Origin of the sequence: Aquisalimonas sp. 2447 (genome assembly GCF_012044895.1) — a bacterium.
GTDB lineage: Bacteria > Pseudomonadota > Gammaproteobacteria > Nitrococcales > Aquisalimonadaceae > Aquisalimonas.
This window is the reverse complement of the sequence record NZ_CP050695.1, coordinates 1237793-1259861: the sequence shown is the minus strand read 5'-3', so window position 1 is coordinate 1259861 and position 22069 is coordinate 1237793. Positions and strand designations below refer to the sequence as shown.

The following is a 22069-nucleotide window of genomic DNA, read 5'->3' as shown; positions in this document are numbered from 1 at the left end:
CAACGTGTTGTATCCGACACATGTTAGCCGCTCCCGGCATGGCTTCGACACTGCTGATAGCGGCAGCTTTGCCAACCCCGGCACGGCTACATCTGCCGAAACAGGTGGGCGAAGGCCCGACTCACCGTGAGTTGCTCCGGACGCTCCTTGAGGACCAGGGTCAACCGCCCGGCGAACTCTCGATGGACCCGCTCCACGCGGCGGACATTGACGATGTTGGCCCGGTGAATCTGCCAGAACAGCTGCGGATCGAGCTGCTCGGCCAGCATCTTGATGGGGGTGCGAATTGTATATTCGCCATCGGCAGTCAACACGCTGGTGTACTTCGAGATCGCATGGAAATAGATCACCTGATCGGCGCCCACAAGCTCGACCCGCTCACCGGAACCGGCACGTATCCACTGCAGGTACTCCGGCGCTGTCGCGGGCTGCAGCCGCTGCAGCAGATCCGTCAGCGCGGACGTTCCGAACCCGTCCGCGGGCTGTCGCCGCAGTCGTTCCACCGTACTGGCAAGGCGCTCCGCCGACACCGGTTTCAGCAGATAGTCCACCGCTTCCCGCTCGAACGCCTGTACCGCGTATTCATCGAACGCTGTCACGAACACCACCCGGCAGTGCGGCGGAACCCGTGCCGCCACCTCCAGTCCCGAGAGCCCCGGCATGCGGATATCGAGGAACGCCACGTCCGGGCGCTCCTGCTCCAGCAGTTGCACGGCTTCCGGCCCGGTCCTGGCCACGCCCGCAATGGTCAGTTCCGGCCACGCCTGTTTCAGCTCGCGTTGCAGATAGGTGGCCAGCTCCGGCTCGTCGTCGGCGATCACAGCCCGCACTGTCATGCATCCTCCAGCGGCAGCTCCAGGCGTGCTTCCACGCCGCCGCCTGGCCTCTCCACCAGGCGCAGACAGGCCTGATTACCGTACAACGCAGTGAGACGCTCACGGAGATTGGCCAGCCCCGTGCCGGTGCCGCCGCCGGCCGCACCGAATCCAGCGCCACTATCGCTGACCACCAGGGACAGCCGGCCATGGGCACCTGTCGCCGCAATCCTGACCTCGCCACCCTCCATGGCCGGCTCGATCCCGTGCCGGATGGCGTTCTCCACCAGCGGCTGCAACAACATGGGCGGCAACACCGCTGTGCGCAAGGCATCGGGGACGTCGATCCGGTAGTCCAGGCGGTCCCCAGTCCGCAGTCGATACACTGCCAGGTAATGCTCCAGCAGGCGGATCTCCTCTCCGAGCGGGGCGCGTGGCTGGCGTGCATGGATGAGCGCGGACCGCAGGTACCCGATCAGATGGCCGAGCATGCGCTTGCCGAGTTCGGGGTTGCTGTCGATCAGGCTTTGCACATGGGCCAGTGAGTTGAACAGCATGTGCGGCTCGACCTGAGCACGGAGCAGGCGAAGCTCCGTGGCCGCCCTGTCTCGCTCGGCTTCGAGACGTAGCAGCTCCTGGCGCTGCAGACTGGTCCGCGTGCGCAGAAGACGTTCCCGGCTGAAGAAGTAATAGCCGGCAATCCCGCCGAACACCAGCGCGATGGCCACCGTCTGCAGGAACAGAATGACCGGTGCACGCGCCCGTTCATCGGCGACGCCGGTCATCCACAGCGCCAGCACGACCCCAAGCAACGCCCCGACAGCCACGGCAATGACAATGGCCAGCACCAGTCCGCCACCCGCCAGCCGTCGAAACGGCACCAGTTCGATCATCGCAAAGATGCTCAGACCAATGCACTGGGCGAACAGCATGTTCACCGCGAAGGTGCCGCCGTAGCCAATGGCGGTGAGAAAGGCGGCGATGAAGCTGTTGAACACCAACGTCCAGAGCAGCCGCCAGAGAAATCGCATGCCACCCCAGCCGCTGGCACCCTGCGGGACCGTGTTGCCCTGCTCGTCTGCCACGCCGCCACTCCTAGACCGGTTTCAGCACCATAAGCGAGAACGCGGCCAGGGGTAAAATCACAGCAATGACGCCGACCCCCATCCAGAGGACCGACAATTGCCGGTAGCGAACGGGAATCTCGCCGCCGTCGGTGAAGGCGCGGGCCATGCGCGCCTGGACCACCTGGATTGGAATGAGAACACCCACCCAGATCAGGCCGGTGGCGAGAAACAGCGTCTGGCCCCAGTCCAGCCACGGCGTATCCAGACTCCAGGGCCCGGTGAACACCATGGCGTAGCCACTGCCACCGAGCAGCAGCACGCCGACGGTGGTGAACAGGATGTCCGTCAGGGTGACCTGCCGCTGGGCGAAGGCGAGCACGACAGGGTCGCGAGTGCGGTCCGCCATTGCCTTCCACCAGGCGGTGACCATGATGTTCCCCAGAAGCAGGACCGCGCCAAGGATATGGAGCAGTTTCAGCAGGCTGTAGATCTCCATGGTCATGCCTCCTTCCAGTTGCCGTGGAAACCCAGGGGCAGCGGGTACGGCAGATGCGCCTGGGCCACCGGCCCGTCGGCCAGGGCTCCGGCCCGGAACACCGAGACCAGCGACACCTGCCGGTCCAGATCCAGTGCCGTGCCGATCAGCCAGCCGTCGCCCTCGCCGCCCTGCCGGGGAACGAACACGTGTTCCTCGGTGATCACGCGGGCGCCGAAGTCGTAATGCTCGGTCTCACCGCTGTCGAGATCACGCCGCAACACGCCGTTGGAGAGCGGATGGGCGGCCGCTTCGGTACGCAGCGTGGTGTAGAGCTGCCGGTAGCGCTTGCCTGTGCGGCGCGGGTCCACCCGCGGGAACTCGGTCTCCTCGGGCATGACGGCCTGCTCGATCCGGGCCTTGCGGGTGTCAAGGCGCACCAGCGCCGTGTGCCCACCGGCGTACGGGATCTCCTCGCCGCGCATGAATCCGCGGGCGGCCCTGGTCACGAAATCGGCGTTTTCATAGCGGGTGTAGTCGAAGCGGATCACCCCGGCACGGTCCTCCCAGGCGTTGCCTATATGGAAGTGCAGACCGGCGGGCAGGTCGAACCAGCGCTTGCGCGACCAGTCACTCTTGTCAATGACAAGCACCCGCATTGGGTCGTCGCCGTGCCAGCGGTGGCTGTCGATAAAACTCTCACCGCGGCCGAAGCGTTCCGGATCCAGCCGGAACGGCGGCAGCAGGAACACCAGGTGGCGGCGGGTGATGGCAAAGTCGTGCACCATGGGCGACGCGTCCAGGGACACCACCTCGGCCTGCCGAAGCGCCCCCGACGGCGCGATCTCGTAGAGCACAAGTGCCCCGTCACCCGGAACCACGCCAAAGTTCCACAGCGTACCGTCGGTGTCCACGGCGGGGTGGGCGGAGAACGGCGCTCCCTCCAGCTCCTCGCTCCAGGTCACACGCTGCCCCGTGGCAAGTGTCTCGGGGTTTACCTCCCAGGCGGAGCCGCCCTCCCACAATGCCAGGAGGCGGTCGTCAAAGGGCAGGATGTTGGTGTTGGCGGTGTTGATGGCATCGGGGCTGCCGGTGGGCTCGGCATCCGGGAACACCGTCCCGAACGCCGGTCGCCGGAAGATCCCGGCACAGGTCTCGGCGCGGTACTTGGGCGTGCCCACGAAACGGGCGTGGTGGCTGATGCGGCCGTCCCCGAGGCGGTAGGCGTGGACCATGCCGTCGCCGTCGAACCAGTGGCTGTAGCGGCGATCGCCGAGCTCGTGACGCGCAGGCCCGTTGCGGTAGAAGGTGCCCGCCAGGCCTCTCGGCAGCCGCCCATCCAGCGTCAGTGCCGGTGTATACAACTCCTCCGCGCGGGGGTTCTGAAAACCCAGATGCCAGTCCGGGCTCGCGGGCTCGCCGGCCAGTGCGTGGGTCATGGAGCCCGGCAGCACCAGCCCGGCGCCCCCCAGCCCCATCAGCTGCATGAAATCCCTGCGATTCATGAGGTGCCTCCTTCAGGGACGATTGAGGCGAATGGTCATGTCCACGGTCTCGCCGTCGATGGCGAACGCGGCGTCACCGAACGCCGGCGGGCCCATGCCGCCCGAGGCATCCCGGCTGAACCCCCAGGGCTCCCGCGGCATTCCGAGCAGGTTGGTGTCCAGGTCGCCATTGCCGTTGACGTCCTGGAAGGCGGCGATGGCGTAGTCACCGGCATCGAGGTCGGCGAACGTGACCGCCACGCGGTCACCGCTGACCGCTTTGCGGATTTCCTCCACCGCACCTTCGCGGTCATCGAACGCCGCTTCGCTGCCGTAGACGGCGATCATCAGGTGGCCGGTATCCGACTTGAGGTTCTCCACCGAAACCCGCAGATCCGCCGCCTGGGCAGCGACAACCCCCAGCCCCAGAACAAGACCGAGCCCGGTGTGTGTGATGGTGTGTGTCATGGTGTCCTCCGCAGGTCACTGGCTTTGTAGGTGGTGCCAGTGTCGGGTTACTGCGGCGGACGTGCGCGGGTTCTGCGATAACCTGCTGAGGAACATGACAGAAAGGAAATAAGGCTGACGGAGGGTTGTTTATCTGGTCTGCCGTAACTAGGCCAGAACGCCTGGCGACGCCAGGGGCGTGGACAGGGCGGTCACCAGAAGAAGCATGCCCAGCAGACAGATGATGGCACCGCCGGTGAACGCAACGACGTCCCCGGCATACCGCCAGCGGCCGGTGCGCGCGGAAGCGATACGCCCGGCCCAGCCGCGGGCGTAAACCGCGATACAGGCAAGCACTGCCACCGCCAGGGCCGTGCCCAGGGACATGGCCGCCACGGCGGCAACCCCCACGAACCAGAGCCCCAGCAGATTGGCCGCCACAAGAACCAGAATAGCGCCCGTGCATGGCCGCGCACCCACAGCCAGTACCGTTGCCGCCGCCGGCCAGACACGCCCGCCCTCCCCGGCATCCGGCGCCACATGGTGGCCACCGCAGCAGTGCCCGGAACCTGCGTGGTGCGCATCTGCACCCGTGAGACGCCCGGTGCCGTGAGTTCGCCAGAGCTGGCGCCCGGCCCGAGCCATGAGGAAACCACCCAGGCCGGCGATGAGACCGAAGCTGACCAGCTCCATGGACACAGACTGCTGCATCACGTCCCGACTCAGCCAGCCGGCGACGTGGACCAGTGCCAGAACCAGCACAACGGCGGTGGCCCCCTGAAGCAGCGACGCCGCGGTGGACAACGCAACTCCCTGGAGCACGCGGGTGCGATGGGTGAGCAGGTAGGTACTGATCACCGCCTTGCCGTGGCCGGGCCCGGCAGCGTGGAACAGACCGTAGAGAAAACACAGCCCCAGCAATGCGACGAACTCCGAGACACCGGCGTCGCTGCGTAGCGCCCTGACCCTCTCGGTGAGCGCGCGGTGCAGCGACCGCTGCTCGGCGACGATCCAACCGATGTAGCGCTGCCACAGTGATCGTTCGCCAGAATCATGCTCTGCCGTTTGCTGCTGCTGACCCCCGTCGGCCCCGTCACGGTCCGACAGCGGCGAGCCCGACGCGGGAGCGGCAAGGAACAACAGCAAAGGCACCAGGAGCAGGACGACTCTATGCACTGCAGGCGATCCTCACCCGCTCGGCGAACCGCTGGCCTATGTCCTCTTCCGCGGGTTCGCCGCTACGATCGATCCGGGCCATGCGCTCCACCAGGGACTCCGGCGGATCCGGCTCCCGGATCCGGACAGAGCACTCGGAACCCAGCGCGCCGGTGTCGATGGCCTCATCGTCCACATGCAACACCTCAATGTAATAGGTCGGATCATAAACCGCGTATTCCATTTCACGCCCAGCAAGGGCCAGTGGCTCACTCAACAGCAGGGTGAACCGGAAATGCAGGGAGTCGGTAGCATCATCCACCGTCAGCTGCACGTCCTGGACCTGTTCCCAGACCGCGCGCTCGCCGTCGATGCTCAGCCTGGTCATGTAGTCGAACTCCGCCATGTTGCCGAGCATGGTGTCTGCCAGGCGCTGCAGCGCCTCACCCCGGTCCCCATCGTCACCGCCAGCGCCGAACTCCTCCATGAGCATCAGGCTGTAGAGCGGATCGATTTCCCAGTGCTGGCGCAGCCCCTTCGCCTGACCATCGTCGTCGACCACCAGCTGGGTACGCAGATCGATCCAGGCATGCGGGTGAGAGGTCGCAGGCCCGGGCACAAGCAGCAGCGCGAGAAGCGCAATGAACACCAGCCAGTGCCGACACGCCACCTGGGGCACTCCCAAGGGCCTTCGTGGCCGGCTGCGGGCACACGCTGATTCAGAAGCCAGACGGTGTGTCATCGAGAAAACAGCCTCGCGAACAGCGTACTGATGGCAACAGACGACGAGCATGCGCGCTCGGCTCAGCCGGGCGCCTCCCCAATCTCGCCGGCCTCGGGCCACTTGACGGGCAGGCTACGGCTGTCCACCACCTGGTTCCGCCCCCTTACCTTCGCCTGATAGAGCCTGCGGTCGGCCATGATGAGCAGGCTGGCGGGATCTTCCGCGTCCAGAGGATACGACGCTACCCCGATACTGACTGTCATGACCAGTTCGCCGTCATCGAGTTCCACCCGCATGTTCTCCAGGCTGCTGCGGATTTCCTCGGCAATGCGGGCTGCGCCGTCCGGCTCCGTATCGCTCAGCAGCACCTGGAACTCCTCGCCGCCCCAGCGGCATGGCAGATCGCTGGCACGCAGCCGCTGTCGCAGGAGGTCAGCAAACGCAAGCAGCGCGCGATCGCCGGCCTCATGGCCACGTTGGTCGTTGATGGTCTTGAAATGGTCGAGATCCATGGAAAGCATCGCAAACGGCGTCCGCCGGCGCGCGGCGTCACCGATCTGGCGTTGCAGCGCCGGCTCCAGCATGGAGCGGTTCGGCAACCCTGTCAGGGGATCAGTGGACGCCAGCTCCTGCAGCCGGCGCTCGGTCTTCTCACGCGCGGATTCGTAAGCATAGGACAGCCCTGTCAACAGGACTGCGCAAACGACCACGTTGGCAATGGCAACCGGCTCCAGGAGCGCTGCGGACCCGCCGAGCCGGTAGAAATACGTGACGGCCGCGACCGATAGGAACAGCAGGGAAAAGATCAGCCCGCGCCGTGCGCCAAGCAGCAGGTGAGAGACGAGGGGAATCAGGAAGACCCAGACAAAAACGGTGGGGCTGGATTCCGGCGTGGCAATCGCCGCCATCATGGCGCTGAAGAACAGTGCCAGATACACCATCAGCCAGTTCTGGGTCAGCCCGTCCTTCATGCTGCGAACGAACAGCCAGACGGACACGCCGCCCATCATCAGCTCGATGGCCGCCAGCGGGTAGATCCCGCGACTGATATTCAGCGCACCGAACAACAGGCATCCGGCGACGGTAAATATCAGCAGAGTCTGAAACACCAGCAGTCGCTGGGGTTCAATACCTACCGCCCTGTCCGTCATCGGTGTCATCATCCGGCAGCATCCCGGCCGCGATCGTCATGCATCCAAGCCCCACTGGAGCGGTTCACGGTCAACGACGCCACCCGATTCATTCAGAAAATGTGGCATCGAACAACACACGCGATTGCGCGATAAGGCATAACCCCTTCGAGAGTATCAGAGCTCCAAGACGGGACCTAACCCTTTGGTGGACAGGACCCAACAGCGCAAGGAAAGTGCCCTATGGATTCACAACTCCTTTATTCCCATGACCAGATCAGGCCTTTCGCGGAGATGTTCTCCAGCGTCTGCCGTAACCCGGTCGATATCGACTACTTCGGCGGCGCGGATCGTGTACGGGCTTTCTTCCGCGGCGACCACATGGTTGGCGGCTATGTGGTCAATGCGAGACAACCCCTGCGGTACCTGCAGATGATTCCCGGCCCCCAGCGTGAGCAGAAGGCAATCTCGTCGATCCTTGACGGCGGGGACGCCTGCGAGATCGCCTGCCTTTGGCTGAACCGGGCTCGCCTTACCACCCAGCAGCGCAACAATGTCTATCTGCTCGCGGCCATGGACGCGCTTGCGACACGCAGGCGCTGGGTCGTGGGCGGCTCGATCAGTCCGAAGCTCGCGCAAACGCAGAAGCGCGTACTCCCGCGTGTGCTCTACACGGGCCCTTGGGACTACGAAGGCAGCCCACCCGAGGCCCAGATCTACTGCGCCAACTGGTGGCAGCTCGCCGCCATGATCACGGCCGCCTATTCCCGCACCACAATGGAGGACTTCCTGCGCCGGAATTGGGCCCGATTGCGCGGACAGCGCACACGCTGGCGATAGTGTCATCGTAACGGTGCACGTCCGGTTGAGCGTTTCCTCAGCCGTTACTTCGGTTGCGGGCAATGCGCGCCCTGAGTCGCACCAGTGTCCAACCGATAGACACGGCCGCAGCTGCGCATGCGGCAATGCGCAACACCTCGTCGACGGTCATGCCATCATCCCGCAGATGGCTGTCCGGCATCGCCAGGCGGGCTGCCATGGAGGCACTCAATAGCGAGAAGGTCACCACCAGTGCCAGGTAGTAGACCTGTCGGCGGCGGAGGCCGAGCACGGCGAAAGCCACCAGGTGGATGAGAAAGACGACCAGCAGCAGACCGGTGAGCGAGGGGGGCATAAATCTCCCGTCGGGTGCCAGCGCGGGCGGACTCACCGCCCGGTGCATTACGCCGAGACGTCGATATAACGGCGCAACAGGTCCTCCAGGGTTTCCCGCCGCACCGGCTTGGTGACATAGTCATCCACCCCGGCGGCGAAAAGCGACTCCCGCGCCTCGGCATGGGCATGCCCGGAGAGCGCAATAATGGGCGTAAGCGCGCCACCATCGTGGCCCTGCCGTTCCTTGCAGCGAATCAGCCGTACAGCTTCGTCGCCCGCCATGCCGGGCATGGTGACATCCATGCAGACGAGAGTGTAGCGTTTCGCCAGGGCGGTCTGCACGGCATCTTCGCCATTGGTCACCGTATCCACCTGGCAGCCCAGGCGCTCGAACATGGCGCGCATCATGACCAGATTCGCCGGGTCATCCTCGGCGATCAGCACCCTGGGCGCATCCGCCTTCTTCAGACACTGCGATATGTCTTTGTTCACGAGCGTTCGAAAACCCCTGTTTAGAGCCCGTTGTTACGATTCCATGGGACCCGGTACGCCACCATGACGCAGTGCGATGCCCCCTGAAATGGCGCATGATTATTCCCGCGTGGCCGGTCAGTTACAATATGACAACCCGACATAGCAAAGCTGCCACGCGAATGACGACGCCCACGGCAAACCGTCTTACACCATTCCTGTTCCTTGCAGTGCTGCTGGCTGTTGCATGCGGAAACGAGGCGCGGACGGCCACCGAGCCCACTGTCGTGCACGGCAGTACCTTCGGCACCTTTTATCAGATCACCCTCTCCGGCGACTGGTCCGAACCGGAACTCGGGGAACTGCAGGCCGGCGTGGAGGAGGTCCTGGAGGACGTTGACCGCACCATGTCCACCTACCGGGACGACTCGGAGCTCAACCGTCTCAGCGGCACGCCCACGGGGGAATGGGTGACCGTCTCCGGGCCGCTCTACCAGGTGCTGTCCATCAGCCAGGAGGTGGCCCGGGCAACGGACGGCGCCTTCGACATCACCGTGGGCGGCGTTGTCCGACGCTGGGGGTTCGGGCCCGATCAACGCCCGGAACGCACACCTTCGGCGAAGGACCTCGAAGACGCCCTGGACGCCGTGGGTCATGCCGGGCTGGAACTCGACCCGGAGCAGCGCATGGCGCGACGCACGGCAGACTTCGAACTGGACGTCTCCGCCACTGCCAAGGGCTACGGCATTGATGCCGTGGCCGGGTTCCTCGACGACCAGGGCGTTGGGCGCTACCTGGTCAACATCGGCGGTGACATGCGTGCCGGCGAGCGGCCCAGCAGCGAGCGCGCCTGGCGTGTGGGCATCCAGCAACCCGATGATCGGCAACCGACGCCAATGACCATCGTGCCCCTGGAGCACATGGCCATCACCACCTCCGGGGACTACCGCAACTACTACGAGGAGGACGGTCAACGGTACTCCCACCTGATCGACCCCCGCACCGGCCGCCCGGTGGACCACCGCCTCGCTTCGGTGACCGTCCTGCACCCCCTGGCGGCGCGGGCGGACGCCTTCGCCACCGGGCTGATGATCCTGGGCCCCGACGACGCCATGGCGGTCGCGGAAGAACAGAAGCTGAAAGTGCTGTTGATCGTACGCGGTGATGACGGGTTCCGTACCCGCACCAGCCCCGCCCTGAGGGCCTACCTGGACCGTCAGGGCGGCGACCGCCCCGAGTGAGCCTGAATCAGTGTCCGCCCCCGCGGCCGCCCCCATCGCCGTTCTGCTCACGCAGCGTGTCCCAGTCAAGATCATCAAACGCCAGCACGCGGTCGAGCCCGTCGATGCCGGTGCCCACCCGCTCCTGCCCGGCGCCTTCCTCGTGCACGCCGATGCCTCTCAGTCCCGAGCCGAGCCGGTGACAGCCGCCCACGCCAGCGTCGCCCAGGCGAACAGCCCCAGGACCACACCGACAAACAGAAACCGGCGCATTATCACCCCCTTTCAGGCGCATCCTGATCAAGCGTGACCACCAGCCGTTCCGGCGATACCGGCCGCCCCAGGAAAAAACCCTGCCCCACCCAACAACCCTCGCCCTCCAGGAATGCGCTTTGCGCGTCATCCTCGATACCCTCGGCAACCACTTCCAGGTGCAATGCCCGGGCCATGGCCAGCACCGCACGCACAATGGCGTCGTTCTGCGGCCCCTTGCCGATGTCCCAGATCAGGGAACGGTCGATCTTCAAACGGTGCAGGGGCAACCCTTCCAGGTGCGCCAGATTGGAATAGCCGCTACCGAAATCATCCATGGCCAGATACACCCCCAGATCCGCCAACTGCTGGAGCAATGGCAGGGCCTGCTCGGGAAACTCCATGAGCCTGGTTTCCGTGATTTCCACCTCGAATCGGCCGGGGCTCAGGCCGTTGGCTTCCAGCTGCGACCGCAGCCAGGACAGCAGTTCACCGTCATGAAGTTCGCGGGCGGAGAGGTTCACAGCCACGCGCGGCACGCTTATGCCAGCGGCATCCCACTGCGCCAGCTGACGGCACGCTTCGGCCATGACCCAGCGATCGATCTGGCTGATGAGCCCGGTTTCTTCAGCCAGGGGGATGAATTCATCCGGTGGCACCATGCCGCGCTCCGGCTGCCGCCAGCGCACCAACGCTTCCACACCGGCGAGCTACCCCGTGGCCAGCACGAACTGCGGCTGGTAGTGCAGGACGAATTCGCCGTTGGCCACGGCGCGTCGCAGGTCGCTTTCCAGGAACAGTCGGCGGGAGGAGCGCTCACCCAGGCTTGCATCGTAAGTCACCCAACAATCACCGCCGGCGCGCCGGGCGTCTTCCATGGCCAGCTCGGCACCGGTAACCAGTTCTTCCCGGGTGCGGCCATCGGCGGGATACCCGGCAACTCCGGCGCTGATGGTGATGATCAGCTCCTGCCCGGCAATGCGCAAAGGCTCGCGGAACTGGACCAGCAACTGGTCCAGCCAGCGGGTCAGGGCCAGGGCGTTCACCTCCGAAGCCAGCACCACCCCGAAACCGTCACCACCAACCCGCGCCACGGTATCCCCGGGCCGGACCAGGCCGCTGAGCCGCCGGGCCACAGCCTTCAGGAGTTCATCCCCCGCGGACATGCCCAGGGTTTCATTGATGCTCTTGAAGCGATCCAGATCCAGCAGGACCACCGCAAAGTGACTGTCGGCATCGCCGGCCCGCAACACCGCATCCTCGATCCGTTGATGCAGTAGCGCCCGATTCGGCAGGCCCGTCACACCATCGAAATGGGCCAGGGTCTCCATGCGCGCCTGCTGCTGACGGCTTTCGGTCATGTCGGTCCAGGAGCCGATGACCTGCAACGGGGTGCCATCATCAGCGGTTTCCACCACCTGTTTCTCGTCCCGGATATGACGCTGGCTGCCGGCGCCGTCGATGACACGGTATTCCTGCACCAGCGAACTTCGCCGGCAAAGCTCCTCGGTTTCCTCTTCGACAACGTCCCGATCGTCCGGATGCAAATGCTCGCGCCACCAGTCGGGACGCATGACTTCGGCGACCGACACGCCGAGGATTCTCTCGATGTTGCCGCTGATCCAGTCCGGAGTCAGCCGCGGCCCACTCAGGGAATAAATGACCACGGGGCTACTGTCGAGCACGTGCTGCAGCCGTCGGGTGGATTCCCGTAACTCACGGGTGCGTCGCTTCACCTGCCAGCGCAGCAGCCACGCCATACCACCGGCGATCAGGGCTCCCCCCCAGGGAGACGGCAAGCAGTGGCAGTAGCCACACAGGTATCTCCCTCGCTTCCGGGGCGGCCGTGGCCTCGCGCAGGACGTCGTAGTATGGGGAATCGGGCTCGGCCTTCCACGTGCTGAAGTATGCGTCCAGCGTCTCGAGCAACGCAGCGCCAGCATCCGGTCTGGCGGCAAAGTAGAGATTGCTCAGGCCGAAGGTGATCGGCGTCTCCGTAAGGCCGGAATCCATGGCGTGGCGCCGCCCGAAGAAGTTGTTCGCCACCGCGGCGGCCGCCTCTCCCGCCTCCACGCGGGTGAAGGCCTCATCCATAGTGGCGACGGTGACGATCTGATAGTCATGCCCTTCAACCTCCTGCCATGTACGCAGGCGCTCGTGCTGAACCGACCCCCCCAGCACGGCGAGACCCCGGGCGGCAAGATCCTCCAGGCTACTGATGCGTGCCTCGGCCGGCGCATACACCTGACTCCACGCCTGTACCACGGGCACCTGGTGAAACGCCATGGTCTCGCGCCGCTGCGGCGACGCGGCCACGTCGGGCATGAGATCGAGCTCACCGGCGCGTAGCAGGTCCAGGCAGTCCGACCAGGAACACGGCACATAGGTAATGCGCCAGTTCTCTTCGGCCGCGACCCGATCCAGCAGCCCCGGGAAAAAACCCGCCGGAACACCATCGTCACCGGCGTAGATCTTCGGGGGGTTCTGATACAGGCCCACCCGCAGTTGTTGCTCGGGCTCCGCCGGCGGCGAGCCCACGAGAACCAGGGCACCGCCCACCAGGGCAGCGGTCACTGAAGCCGCGCCCAGGACAATTCCGTGGCGGGCAGTGGACTTGGATCGAGTCATCCTGGCTCCAGGGCCGAGTCTCCGCTTCAGCCTTCCGGTTTCGTGTTACCCGGAAGGTAGCATAGGCACGTCCGGGTACGTAGCCTGACAGGAACCACCGGGGCCAGGGCAGCGACGGTATCCACCACATGACGCAGCAACTCGAACACAGCCACGATCCCCAGGCGATTCGGCGGCGTCTGGCATCCGGCAATCGCCCCAGTTATCTGCCGGATGCCATTCTCGGCGGCATCGACGGCTGCATCACCACCCTGGCGGTCGTCGCCAGTGTCGCCGGTGCCGGGCTGCCCGGCGTGGTCGCCTTCGTGCTCGGTGTTGCCAGCCTCATCGCCGATGCCTTCAGCATGGGCGTGAGCAACTATCAGGCGGTGAAGAGCACCGAGGACGCACGCCGCCGCTTGCGCGAACAGGAAAAACGCCATGTCGCCACGGATCCACACGGAGAGCGTGAGGAGATCCGGGCCATCTTCGAGGCCAAGGGATTCCAGGGCGACGCCCTGGAGAACATCGTCGAGACCATCACCGACGACCACCGCCTGTGGGTTGACACCATGCTTATGGAAGAGCACGGCCTGGCCCTCACCGGGCCTTCCGCGGGCAAGGCAGGGCTGGCCACCTTCACCACTTTCGTGTTCGTGGGGTTCATTCCCCTGCTGCCTTTTCTGGTGCCGGTCTTCACCGGCGGCGAGTATTTCGTTGCCAGCGCACTGATTACCGCTCTGGCCCTGTTCGGTATCGGTTACGTCAAGGGCGTGATCCTGGACATGAATCGCTGGCGCGCTGGCATGGAAACCCTGCTGATGGGCGGTGGCGCGGCCCTGGTGGCCTTCCTGGTGGGTACCGTGCTGGAACCGATGCTCGCCGATCTCCGCTTTCTCTGACGTCACCCTACCCAACCGCGAAACCGGCATAACTGAACCTTGCAGCGCACCAAGCACTTGAAAATCCTGACCACAGGTCTTAGACTTAGACCAAGTCTAAACGGGATACGATTCCCGCGAGAGGATCAGGACCATGACCGGCCTGCTGTACGTCTACTGCAACAACACCGAAACCCGGCGCACCTCGACAGGCCATGGCCGCGCCCCGGAGCCACGCCGCAGTCTGATGGCACGCGTACGCCATCTGCTGCGCACCGCCTTCGAATCGCAGACCCCGGCTCCCCGCCACTGACGCCGCGCCCTTTGTGCTGTATTCTGCGCGACTTTCGGTCGCCGCCCTGCGTTTCGCTCCGTGAGCCGACGATGTATGGGCCGGTTGCATCGCTAACGCCGGAATTCTGGATGGATCAGGAACAGGATCTGCACGAGGCGCGGCTGCGTTATGCTCTCGGCGCCGTCATGAACAGTCGCGCGGACTCGCTGCTGGATATCGGCTGTGGCTCCGGGACATTGCTCAAACGCGCAGTGAGACAGGCCCGATTCCGGCGCATCGTCGGCCTGGAAGTCTCCGGCGAGGCCCTGGCAGTGGCGCGACGGGAACTCCGGGACCATCTCCACGGTGGCGAGCCCCTGGAACTGATCCAGGGCTCCTGCCTGGACGACCCGCAACGACTTGCGGGCTTCGATGCCGCCGCCCTGGTGGAAACCATCGAACACCTGGACCCGCGCCACCTGTCGCGCCTGGAAACCAATCTGTTCGCCCATGCGTGCCCGGGGACCATCGTGGTAACCACGCCCAACCGGGAGTACAACGTGCTCTACGGCCTGCATCAGGACGAACGCCGGGACCCGGACCATCGCTTCGAGTGGGATCGCCGCCGCTTCGGCGCCTGGGCCCACCGCCTGGCGCGGCAGCACGGCTACCAGGTGTGCATCAGCGGCATCGGCGAGGCCCACCCGGAGTTCGGCTGCCCCACCCAGGCGGCGCGGTTCACGCGACGCCTTGTTGACAACGCGGTCGCCTGAACGCGGAGAACCAGCTACCCGCGTCCGATAACAGCAACGCCTCAGAAGTTGTAGATCGCTCCGAATGCCACGGCATAAGCGGTCTCACCAGCGACGAAATCATCGCCTCCGCTCTGCTCCAGCGGGCTCGCGGCCACCCACGGTTGCCGGGTCTGCAGATCGTCGTTGTCGATGCGCGCATAGTTCACGTAGAACTGCAGCTCGGGGCTGTACCGATAATCGACGCCCATCGCGATCATGTCCGCGTCGAAATCGCCGTCATCCGCATCCAGCCAGTAGTACTGCCCCTTGAGGTGGACATCGGAACGCAGCGCGTAGCGCACCCCCGCCCCATAGGCGTTGTCATCCGGGTCCGACGCGGTCTGGGCGAAGCCCGTCAGGCGGAACGCGGCAACGTCGTAATAGGCGGCAAACCGCGTGACATCGCGCTCATCGTCGCCCTGCTCCCGGTTCCAGCGTTCATGGGCAACAGCGGCATAGAGGGGGCCGTCATGGTAGGTGACCGAAGCGCTCCAGGCGTCGTTCTCGTTGCCGTCCGCGGCATTGGCGCTCGAGGCGGTATCAAAGCTGTAGTGAACATCCGCAAAAAATCCGCCCACCATCGGCGTGCGATAGGCAATGCCCCGCCGGAAGCGCTCATCAAAACCCTCCAGCGCCGTATCCGAGTCGCTCGGATCCAGGCGATAATTGCCGCGTACGATGTTGCGCGTCTCGCCCACCTGGTCCCCGAACAGGTCCACGCGCCCCCGCACCACCTTGTTGGGCGTATTGAAACGCCCGCCGCGGAGCAGTCCCCAGTCCCCTTCCAGACCGGCAAAACTGTCTCGTGACGTGAAACTCTCGTCCTCCGTGTTGCTGAAGTTCACGCCGCCCTCCAGCTGAATGAGCCCGCGCACACCGGGACGCAGCTCGTGCCCGACACGAAAGCCGATACGGCTGGAATTGCTCGAGAAGTTCGCGGCACTGTAGTCAGCGCCGTCGTCCAGGTAGCTGGTGGCCAGATGAGCGCGGCCGTAAATGGTCACGTCTGCTGCCTGGGCCATCCCCGTTCCAGCCATCACTCCACCGGCCAGCAGTGTAAGCACCAGGTTCCGCATGCCATCCCCGTTTGTTGCGTCGCAATGATGAGCGCGTATTGTGCGTGCACGGGCCGCCCGTGTCATCAAACATGCCGGGGCGGCCGCCCCAATGGGGCACAATGGAGCACCGGCGGCCCCGCCACGCGGGGGCCGGCAGGACGACGGAGGAGCCATGAACCTTGAAGCAGCCGCCCCCGCGCTGCTCGCCGCACTGGCCATCGGCCTGCTGATCGGCGTCGAGCGCGGCTGGCAGCGACGCGAGGCCGAAGAGGGCACACGGATTGCCGGCGTACGGACCTACGGCCTGCTGGGCCTGCTCGGCGGTGTGGTCGGCCTGTTGTGGCAGGAAACCGGCGTGGCCGCATTCGTGGTGGCGCTGCTCGCCGTCACCGTCATCCTGGTCACCGCCTACGCCCTGCATACCACCGAAGAGGGGGACAGCGGCATTACCAGCGCGGTGGCCGGCCTGCTGACGTTCGTGCTCGGCTCGCTCGCCGGTCTGGGCCACCCGGATATCGCCGCCGCGACGGCCGTGGCCATGGTGGTGCTCCTGGGCCTGAAACCGGAACTGCACAACTGGCTGCGCCGTATTACCCGAGAAGAACTCCAGGCGGCGTTCACGCTGCTACTGCTCTCGGTGGTGCTCCTGCCCCTGCTCCCGGATACGGCTTACGGGCCGTGGGATGCCTGGAATCCGCGCCAGATCTGGATGCTGGTGGTGCTGGTGGCCGGCCTCTCGTTCGCCGGCTACATTGCCGTACGGCTGGTGGGAGCCACGCGCGGGCTGCTGGTGACCGGCGCCTTCGGCGGGCTGGCCTCGTCCACGGCGCTGACACTGAATTTTGCCCGGCTCGCCCGCGGGCGGCCGGAACTGCAGGCGGTGCTCTCGGCCGGCCTGGTCCTGGGGTGCACCACCATGTTCGCGCGCATGGCGGTTCTGCTGACTGTCATCAATCCGGCGTTGCTTGCGAAAATCACGCCGCCACTGCTGGCGATGGCGGCAACGGGCCTGCTGGGTGCGGCCATTCTCGCCTGGCGGGTAAGCGCCACCAGTCACCGCGAGACCCATCTCCCGAACCCCATCGAACTCAAGGCCGCGTTCGGATTCGGCCTGCTGCTGGCCCTGATCCTGCTGCTCACCGCGGCGCTGGAGGCGTGGTTCGGGGACGCCGGCATACTGGTCCTGGCGGCGATCTCCGGGCTGGCGGACGTAGACGCGATTCTGGTGTCACTGGCCCGGCTGGCGGCTGCCGACACCGCGGCCGACGTGGCCGTGACCGGCATGATCATCGCCGCGGCCACCAACAGTCTGAGCAAGGCTGCCCTCGCCAGCGGCATTGGCGGTCGGGCCATGGCCGTACGCGTGGCTCCCGTGCTGGGCGCCATGGCGATCACGGGGATCGCCGCACTGATCCTGGTGTGACCCGCTGTACTGTCACCGGCGACGCCAGAACGTCGCCGGTGACGTGGTAACCGTCGCAGCCGTCAGTCGTGGCGTTCGCGCACGTAGCTGCCGGGAGCATCCTCGATGGGCGGGTGCTTCTTGCTCCCGGGCGTGCGCGCATCCACTTTGGCGCCGCCCTTCTGGCCCAGCCACTTGTGCCAGTCCGGCCACCAGGAGCCTTCCCGGAAGGCGGCCTTTTCCCACCAGTCATCCGGGTCCGCCGGCAGTTTGCCGGTGCGGGTATTGGTCCAGTAGCCGTACTTGTTCTTCGATGGCGGGTTGACCACCCCAGCAATATGCCCGGACATGCCCAGGGTGAACTTGACGTTGCTGGACAATAGCTTGGCGCCCTCGTAAGTGGCACGCCAGGGCGCGATATGGTCTTCCTTGGTGGAGATGTAGTACGCCGGCACCTCCACCTTCGAGAGGTCGATGGGCACACCGTTCAAGCTGATACCGCCGGGCTCCCGGAGCTTGTTCTTCAGGTACATGTTGCGCAGGTAGAACGAGTGCATGCGCGCGGGCATGTTGGTGGAGTCCTGGTTCCAGTAGAGCAGATCGAAGGGGAACGGATCCTCGCCGTGGAGATAGTTGTTGACGAAGAATGACCAGATCAGGTCGTTGTCCCGCAGCATATTCATGGCGGTGGCCATCTGGCTGCCTTTGAGCACGCCGCGCTCGTTCATCTGCTTTTCCAGGACCTCCAGCTGCTCCTCGTCGATGAACAGTTCCAGGTCCCCGGGGCTCTCGAAATCCAGCAACGTCACGAAGAAGGTGGCACTCTGCGGACGCTTGTCGCCTTTTTCGGCGCAGTACGCCAGGGTGCTGGCGAGCAACGTCCCGCCCAGGCAGTAGCCCACCATGTTGAACTCGGACTCACCGGTGATCTCTTCCGCCACGTCCATGGCCGACAGCGGGCCTTCAAGCATGTAGTCGTCAAAGGTCTTGTCGGCGAGTTCCGGCGTGGGGTTTCGCCAGGACGTCATGAACACGGTATGACCCTGGTCCACCAGGTGCTTGACCACGGAGTTGTCCGGGCGCAGGTCCAGTATGTAGTACTTGTTGATCCAGGGCGGCGTGATGATCACCGGCCGTTTGTGGACCTGCTCCGTCGTGGGCGTGTACTGAATGAGCTGGATCAGGTCATTCTGGTAGACCACCTTCCCCGGGGTGACGGCCATGTCCTTGCCCACCTCGAAAGCCTCCGGATGGGTCATGCGGATCTTGAGCTCACCGTTGCCGCGTTCCAGATCCTCCAGCAGCTTGTTCAGGCCATTGATGAGATTCTGGCCACCGGTGTCGATGGTCTTCTGCAGCACTTCCGGGTTGGTGGCGACGAAGTTCGTCGGCGACATGGCGTTGACGAACTGCCGGGTATAGAAGTCCACCTTGCGCTTGGTCTTGTCGTCCATGCCTTCAACGTTGGCGACGGTGTTGTGCACATGGTCCGCCGTCAGCAGGTAGGACTGCTTGATGAAGTCGAACAGCGGGTTCTCTTCCCACTGCGCGTCCTTGAAGCGCTTGTCGCCGGGCTTGGGCGCAATGGCGGGCTCGGAGTCCATCCCCATCATGCGCATGCTGGTGCTGTGCATCAGTGCCATGTAGTTCTGCCAGAACTGCATCTGCGCCTGCACCAGCGAGACCGGATCCGACATGAGCCGGGCATAGAAATCCTGGAAGAGCTGCAACATGTGGCGGGAGTCATCGTGGCTGATCAGCTCTGCCGATTCCTGGCGGGAGAGAAAATCCTGGACGAGCTTCTGGCTCTTGCCGGCCACCTCCAGCATGGACTGGGACAGCTTTTCCGGATCAACCTGCGGGCTACGACCACTGGCTTCGCTCATGGACTCCTCCTCGGTTTCTCGGCAGTGCATGCGTCGGTCATCCTACGCCGCATCTTACTGCATGGTCGGGTTGCCCGGGCGAAAACGCAACACCCTGACGGGCGCGAAGTCCGGGCAACCCGCCATAAAAGGCTCAGGCGCCATCTTCGCGAAAAAAATCCCAGACCCGCACCGGCTTGTTGCCGGCGCCTTCCCAGTCGGCCTGGGGCTGCACGGTCTTGAATGCCTCGTGAATGCCGTCGGCGTCCGCGGCGCGCTCCACCGCCAACAGGGTATTCACTTCATGTTCGCACAGACTGGCCGCATACTCTGCCTCGTCGCGGGCCACCGGCAGGGCCGCCTCCAGGTCCGGGGCGCCGTACTCGCTGACAAAGTGGCGGGCCAGGCTTTCGATGACGCTCTTGTACTCACCGTCGTCGATCTCGGCGATGACCACCACCGTTGCCCAGCCAAAGGAGCGCGTGCCCAAAAAACCGTGACGGAAGGCCTGCAACTCCTTGCCCTGGAACGCAGCCGGGTCGCGATCGGAAAAGGTGAACACAAAGGAACCCGGCACCGCGGGCTCACCGACTTGGGCGGCCCGCTCGTAGACATGCTCGTCGGTGTCATCCAGCCGGGCCACACACATGAACTTCATGGCTCACCCTGCGCATGCTTGCGTGAGTTGCTCCGGAGCCAGGCGAGACCTGATCTCCGGAAAAACGAACGGCAGCCGCCCCGGAGGGACGGCTGCCGCTGCGGTGTGCGGGAACAGAGTTCAGGAACCCTGCTGCCCCGCCGGCGCACCTCCGGGCGCACCCTGTTTCTCCCGTTCCTTGAGCTGGTCCTCGGACACTGGTTTCTCGCCGGCGGCCAGCACCTCCTCGTACCAGAGGTCGTGGTGCTGCTTGGCCCAGGCCGTATCCACACGTCCACGGGTCATGCCCTCCAGGGCGCCTTCGGTCCCCAGTGTGCCGATATAGGCGTGCCCCAGGAAGAAAGCAATCCAGGCGATAGCCGCCGAGGCGTGAATCAGCAGCGACCAGGACATGATCTCACGGGTCTGGAAGCCCCAGTTGGGGAACAGCGCAATGAAGCCGGTGATGATCACCGCCAACCCGAGCACCACGAGCCCCAGCCAGAACCACACTTTCTCGCCGCCGTTCATCTTGCCGGCCGAGGGGTGCTTGTTGCCGATAATACCCCCACCCTTCTTGAACCACTCCAGGTCGGTCCTGTTGGGGATGTTGTGCTTGATGAACAGCACGATCATCAGCAGCACCCCCACCGAGAACACCGGCCCCACCACGTTGTGGGCCCAGTAGGCCAACTCGGCGTAGGCTGCGAACCCCTGGTGACCGAAGATCGGGATCAGTACCGCGCGGCCGAACAGCAGGCTGAGACCAGTAATGGCCAGGATGATGAAGCAGGCCGCGGTAATCCAGTGCAGGGCTCGTTCGTACGCCTTCCAGCGCACCACCGTCTGCCCCGAGCGGCCACCCTCGATCTTCTTCTGGCCACTCACCAGATAGAAGGCGAGAACGGCGAAGAAGGCAATGGCCAGCAGCCAGCCACCCGCCGTCATCAACGGCCCCGTGCGCAGCTGCCGGTAGTTCTCGCCGACGTTGGTCATCATCTGGTTGGTGACGTAGGGCCCGGTCTGGGTGGTGAAACCACCCTCTCCGCGCCGGCCGTCCCGCCACATGTCGGACCTCGGATTGGTCTCGCTGCGCTCCGAGAAGGTCCGTTGCTGCTCGCCGGCGCCTGTTTGCGCAAACAGGTAGCTCGCCGACGGCAGCGCCACCGCCAGAAAGACAATGGCCAGTATGGTCCACAGCATGGAACGCCACCGCCGTTTTGCCCGGGCGGCCGGATCAGGATGCTTGCTCATGGCGATCTCCTCCGCACCTAGCGGTCCGTATGGGCTTGCTGGGCCCGATCTCTCAGGCTACCGGCCCGACGTTCCGCTGCCTCTTCGGATGCGGCGTCATCTCCCGAACCCTTGTAGACCCCGGGCTCATAGAGCGTCACATCGGAACAGCCAGCCAGCAGCCCCAGGCTCAGGGCGGCGACGGCGGACAGGGTCAGTTTTTTCGGCATCATGGAATGCTCCTCTCTCAGCGTTCCTGTTGTTCTTCTACAGCGAGCCGAGCCGCCGGGGCCGTAGCCCCGGCGGTACCCCGTCACACGTCCTGACCGTAGGCGGACTGCCAGCCCCAGGTCTGCGGCCGGCCACCCCGGGTCATGACCCGCTTGCGGTAGATGTCGGCAATCACGTTGCCGTCACCCGCGATGAGCGCCTTGGTGGCACACATCTCCGCACACAGCGGCAGCTTGCCCTCTTCCACCCGGTTGGTGCCGTACTTGGTCAGCTCCTCCTGGGAGTGGGCCGGCTCCGGCCCGCCCGCGCAGAAGGTGCACTTGTCCATCTTGCCGCGGACGCCGAAAGCCGTCTGCTGCGGGTACTGCGGCGCCCCGAAGGGACAGGCGTAGAAGCAGTAGCCGCAGCCGATGCACAGGTCCTTGTCGTGCAGCACGATCCCGTCCGCAGTGGTGTAGAAGCAATCCACCGGACATACCGCGGCGCATGGCGCATCGGTACAGTGCATGCAGGCCACGGAGATGGCTTTTTCGCCGGGCTGACCGTCGTTCATGACGATGACCCGGCGCCGATTCACGCCCCACGGCACTTCATGCTCGTTCTTGCAGGCAGTCACACAGGCCTGGCACTCGATGCAGCGTTCGGCGTCACAGAGAAACTTCATTCTTGCCATGACGGCATTCTCCTCTCAA

23 protein-coding genes and 1 pseudogene are annotated in these 22069 nt (G+C 64.9%); 6 read left to right on the top strand and 18 right to left on the bottom strand.

All coding sequences use genetic code 11. The features are described 5' to 3' along the window. Positions 1 to 86 precede the first annotated feature (86 nt). From KU884_RS05875 to KU884_RS05840, 8 genes are all read right to left on the bottom strand, one after another. Positions 87 to 836, bottom strand: coding sequence for a LytTR family DNA-binding domain-containing protein (locus tag KU884_RS05875; RefSeq protein WP_167781752.1), 750 nt, complete (start codon positions 834 to 836; stop codon positions 87 to 89). Further along, positions 833 to 1900 carry a sensor histidine kinase gene (locus KU884_RS05870; protein WP_167781751.1) on the bottom strand — a complete coding sequence of 356 codons (1068 nt, stop codon included), beginning with the start codon at positions 1898 to 1900 and terminating at the stop codon, positions 833 to 835. The genes KU884_RS05875 and KU884_RS05870 overlap by 4 nt, the downstream gene beginning before the upstream one ends. Before the next feature lie 10 nt (positions 1901 to 1910). Continuing rightward, complete coding sequence (locus KU884_RS05865) at positions 1911 to 2384, bottom strand: DUF2269 domain-containing protein (protein WP_254432191.1); 474 nt, start codon at positions 2382 to 2384, stop codon at positions 1911 to 1913. Then, positions 2381 to 3862 carry a carotenoid oxygenase family protein gene (locus KU884_RS05860; RefSeq protein ID WP_167781749.1) on the bottom strand — a complete coding sequence of 494 codons (1482 nt, stop codon included), beginning with the start codon at positions 3860 to 3862 and terminating at the stop codon, positions 2381 to 2383. The genes KU884_RS05865 and KU884_RS05860 overlap by 4 nt, the downstream gene beginning before the upstream one ends. A gap of 12 nt (positions 3863 to 3874) precedes the next feature. Beyond that, on the bottom strand, positions 3875 to 4309 hold the full coding sequence (locus KU884_RS05855) for a DUF2141 domain-containing protein (RefSeq protein ID WP_167781748.1): 435 nt from the start codon (positions 4307 to 4309) through the stop codon (positions 3875 to 3877). Positions 4310 to 4456: 147 nt separating this feature from the next. Further along, positions 4457 to 5464 (bottom strand): nickel/cobalt transporter, encoded by a 1008-nt coding sequence (locus tag KU884_RS05850; RefSeq protein WP_167781746.1) that lies wholly within the window; start codon positions 5462 to 5464, stop codon positions 4457 to 4459. Continuing rightward, complete coding sequence (locus tag KU884_RS05845; RefSeq protein ID WP_167781744.1) at positions 5457 to 6113, bottom strand: DUF1007 family protein; 657 nt, start codon at positions 6111 to 6113, stop codon at positions 5457 to 5459. Before KU884_RS05845 ends, KU884_RS05850 begins: the two co-directional genes overlap by 8 nt. 134 nt (positions 6114 to 6247) lie before the next feature. After that, positions 6248 to 7330, bottom strand: coding sequence for a GGDEF domain-containing protein (locus tag KU884_RS05840; RefSeq protein WP_167781742.1), 1083 nt, complete (start codon positions 7328 to 7330; stop codon positions 6248 to 6250). 210 nt (positions 7331 to 7540) lie between these two features. Here KU884_RS05840 and KU884_RS05835 point away from each other — a divergent pair, with 210 nt between their 5' ends. Further along, complete coding sequence (locus KU884_RS05835) at positions 7541 to 8137, top strand: hypothetical protein (protein ID WP_167781740.1); 597 nt, start codon at positions 7541 to 7543, stop codon at positions 8135 to 8137. A gap of 37 nt (positions 8138 to 8174) precedes the next feature. Here KU884_RS05835 and KU884_RS05830 read toward each other — a convergent pair whose 3' ends face one another. Together KU884_RS05830 and KU884_RS05825 are read right to left on the bottom strand one after the other, a co-directional pair. Next, entirely contained in the window at positions 8175 to 8471 is a 297-nt protein-coding gene (locus tag KU884_RS05830) for a hypothetical protein (protein WP_167781738.1), read from the bottom strand. A 47-nt stretch (positions 8472 to 8518) separates the two neighbouring features. Beyond that, the gene (locus KU884_RS05825) at positions 8519 to 8944 is read right to left on the bottom strand and encodes a response regulator (RefSeq protein WP_167781736.1); all 426 of its coding nucleotides are present in this window, start codon (positions 8942 to 8944) and stop codon (positions 8519 to 8521) included. A 161-nt stretch (positions 8945 to 9105) separates the two neighbouring features. Between KU884_RS05825 and KU884_RS05820 the strand changes: the two genes are divergently transcribed. Then, on the top strand, positions 9106 to 10164 hold the full coding sequence (locus KU884_RS05820; RefSeq protein WP_167781735.1) for an FAD:protein FMN transferase: 1059 nt from the start codon (positions 9106 to 9108) through the stop codon (positions 10162 to 10164). Between the two features lie 7 nt (positions 10165 to 10171). Here the strand turns inward: KU884_RS05820 and KU884_RS05815 are convergent, their stop codons facing one another. After that, positions 10172 to 10312: a hypothetical protein gene (locus tag KU884_RS05815; RefSeq protein ID WP_167781733.1), complete on the bottom strand. Its 141-nt coding sequence runs from the start codon at positions 10310 to 10312 to the stop codon at positions 10172 to 10174. A gap of 106 nt (positions 10313 to 10418) precedes the next feature. Further along, a pseudogene (locus KU884_RS19160) lies at positions 10419 to 12894 on the bottom strand (EAL domain-containing protein). A 257-nt stretch (positions 12895 to 13151) separates the two neighbouring features. On the opposite strand from KU884_RS19160, the gene KU884_RS05805 reads away from it, so the two are divergent. From KU884_RS05805 to KU884_RS05795, 3 genes are all read left to right on the top strand, one after another. Further along, a complete protein-coding gene (locus tag KU884_RS05805; RefSeq protein WP_167781732.1) occupies positions 13152 to 13904 on the top strand; it encodes a VIT1/CCC1 transporter family protein in 753 nt (250 codons plus the stop codon). Between the two features lie 133 nt (positions 13905 to 14037). After that, complete coding sequence (locus tag KU884_RS05800; RefSeq protein ID WP_167781731.1) at positions 14038 to 14196, top strand: hypothetical protein; 159 nt, start codon at positions 14038 to 14040, stop codon at positions 14194 to 14196. Between the two features lie 110 nt (positions 14197 to 14306). After that, positions 14307 to 14930, top strand: a complete 624-nt coding sequence (locus KU884_RS05795) for a methyltransferase domain-containing protein (RefSeq protein WP_167781730.1) — start codon at positions 14307 to 14309, stop codon at positions 14928 to 14930. Positions 14931 to 14971: 41 nt separating this feature from the next. Here the strand turns inward: KU884_RS05795 and KU884_RS05790 are convergent, their stop codons facing one another. After that, on the bottom strand, positions 14972 to 15973 hold the full coding sequence (locus KU884_RS05790) for a porin (protein ID WP_167781729.1): 1002 nt from the start codon (positions 15971 to 15973) through the stop codon (positions 14972 to 14974). 208 nt (positions 15974 to 16181) lie between these two features. On the opposite strand from KU884_RS05790, the gene KU884_RS05785 reads away from it, so the two are divergent. After that, positions 16182 to 17432 (top strand): DUF4010 domain-containing protein, encoded by a 1251-nt coding sequence (locus KU884_RS05785; RefSeq protein WP_167781728.1) that lies wholly within the window; start codon positions 16182 to 16184, stop codon positions 17430 to 17432. Between the two features lie 62 nt (positions 17433 to 17494). Here the strand turns inward: KU884_RS05785 and KU884_RS05780 are convergent, their stop codons facing one another. From KU884_RS05780 to fdh3B, 5 genes are all read right to left on the bottom strand, one after another. Further along, on the bottom strand, positions 17495 to 19297 hold the full coding sequence (locus tag KU884_RS05780; protein ID WP_167781727.1) for an alpha/beta hydrolase: 1803 nt from the start codon (positions 19295 to 19297) through the stop codon (positions 17495 to 17497). Between the two features lie 133 nt (positions 19298 to 19430). After that, positions 19431 to 19934 carry a DUF6505 family protein gene (locus tag KU884_RS05775; protein ID WP_174813716.1) on the bottom strand — a complete coding sequence of 168 codons (504 nt, stop codon included), beginning with the start codon at positions 19932 to 19934 and terminating at the stop codon, positions 19431 to 19433. Positions 19935 to 20054: 120 nt separating this feature from the next. Continuing rightward, a complete protein-coding gene (locus KU884_RS05770) occupies positions 20055 to 21167 on the bottom strand; it encodes a formate dehydrogenase subunit gamma (RefSeq protein ID WP_167781726.1) in 1113 nt (370 codons plus the stop codon). A gap of 17 nt (positions 21168 to 21184) precedes the next feature. Continuing rightward, positions 21185 to 21379 (bottom strand): hypothetical protein, encoded by a 195-nt coding sequence (locus KU884_RS05765; RefSeq protein WP_217351426.1) that lies wholly within the window; start codon positions 21377 to 21379, stop codon positions 21185 to 21187. Positions 21380 to 21459: 80 nt separating this feature from the next. After that, entirely contained in the window at positions 21460 to 22050 is a 591-nt protein-coding gene (gene fdh3B / locus KU884_RS05760) for a formate dehydrogenase FDH3 subunit beta (protein ID WP_167781724.1), read from the bottom strand. Positions 22051 to 22069 lie beyond the last annotated feature (19 nt).

Excerpts from the sequence above, each read along its gene's own strand:
- KU884_RS05780 (WP_167781727.1), bottom strand. The coding sequence starts at position 19,297 with ATGAGCGAAGCCAGTGGTCGTAGCCCGCAGGTTGATCCGGAAAAGCTG.
- KU884_RS05790 (WP_167781729.1), bottom strand. The coding sequence starts at position 15,973 with ATGGCCCAGGCAGCAGACGTGACCATTTACGGCCGCGCTCATCTGGCC.
- KU884_RS05840 (WP_167781742.1), bottom strand. The coding sequence starts at position 7,330 with ATGATGACACCGATGACGGACAGGGCGGTAGGTATTGAACCCCAGCGA.
- KU884_RS05865 (WP_254432191.1), bottom strand. The coding sequence starts at position 2,384 with ATGACCATGGAGATCTACAGCCTGCTGAAACTGCTCCATATCCTTGGC.
- KU884_RS05875 (WP_167781752.1), bottom strand. The coding sequence starts at position 836 with ATGACAGTGCGGGCTGTGATCGCCGACGACGAGCCGGAGCTGGCCACC.
- KU884_RS05830 (WP_167781738.1), bottom strand. The coding sequence starts at position 8,471 with ATGCCCCCCTCGCTCACCGGTCTGCTGCTGGTCGTCTTTCTCATCCAC.
- KU884_RS05795 (WP_167781730.1), top strand. The coding sequence starts at position 14,307 with ATGGATCAGGAACAGGATCTGCACGAGGCGCGGCTGCGTTATGCTCTC.
- KU884_RS05835 (WP_167781740.1), top strand. The coding sequence starts at position 7,541 with ATGGATTCACAACTCCTTTATTCCCATGACCAGATCAGGCCTTTCGCG.
- KU884_RS05800 (WP_167781731.1), top strand. The coding sequence starts at position 14,038 with ATGACCGGCCTGCTGTACGTCTACTGCAACAACACCGAAACCCGGCGC.
- KU884_RS05785 (WP_167781728.1), top strand. The coding sequence starts at position 16,182 with ATGAACCTTGAAGCAGCCGCCCCCGCGCTGCTCGCCGCACTGGCCATC.
- KU884_RS05860 (WP_167781749.1), bottom strand. The coding sequence starts at position 3,862 with ATGAATCGCAGGGATTTCATGCAGCTGATGGGGCTGGGGGGCGCCGGG.
- KU884_RS05855 (WP_167781748.1), bottom strand. The coding sequence starts at position 4,309 with ATGACACACACCATCACACACACCGGGCTCGGTCTTGTTCTGGGGCTG.
- KU884_RS05775 (WP_174813716.1), bottom strand. The coding sequence starts at position 19,934 with ATGAAGTTCATGTGTGTGGCCCGGCTGGATGACACCGACGAGCATGTC.
- KU884_RS05765 (WP_217351426.1), bottom strand. The coding sequence starts at position 21,379 with ATGATGCCGAAAAAACTGACCCTGTCCGCCGTCGCCGCCCTGAGCCTG.
- fdh3B (WP_167781724.1), bottom strand. The coding sequence starts at position 22,050 with ATGGCAAGAATGAAGTTTCTCTGTGACGCCGAACGCTGCATCGAGTGC.
- KU884_RS05805 (WP_167781732.1), top strand. The coding sequence starts at position 13,152 with ATGACGCAGCAACTCGAACACAGCCACGATCCCCAGGCGATTCGGCGG.
- KU884_RS05820 (WP_167781735.1), top strand. The coding sequence starts at position 9,106 with ATGACGACGCCCACGGCAAACCGTCTTACACCATTCCTGTTCCTTGCA.
- KU884_RS05770 (WP_167781726.1), bottom strand. The coding sequence starts at position 21,167 with ATGAGCAAGCATCCTGATCCGGCCGCCCGGGCAAAACGGCGGTGGCGT.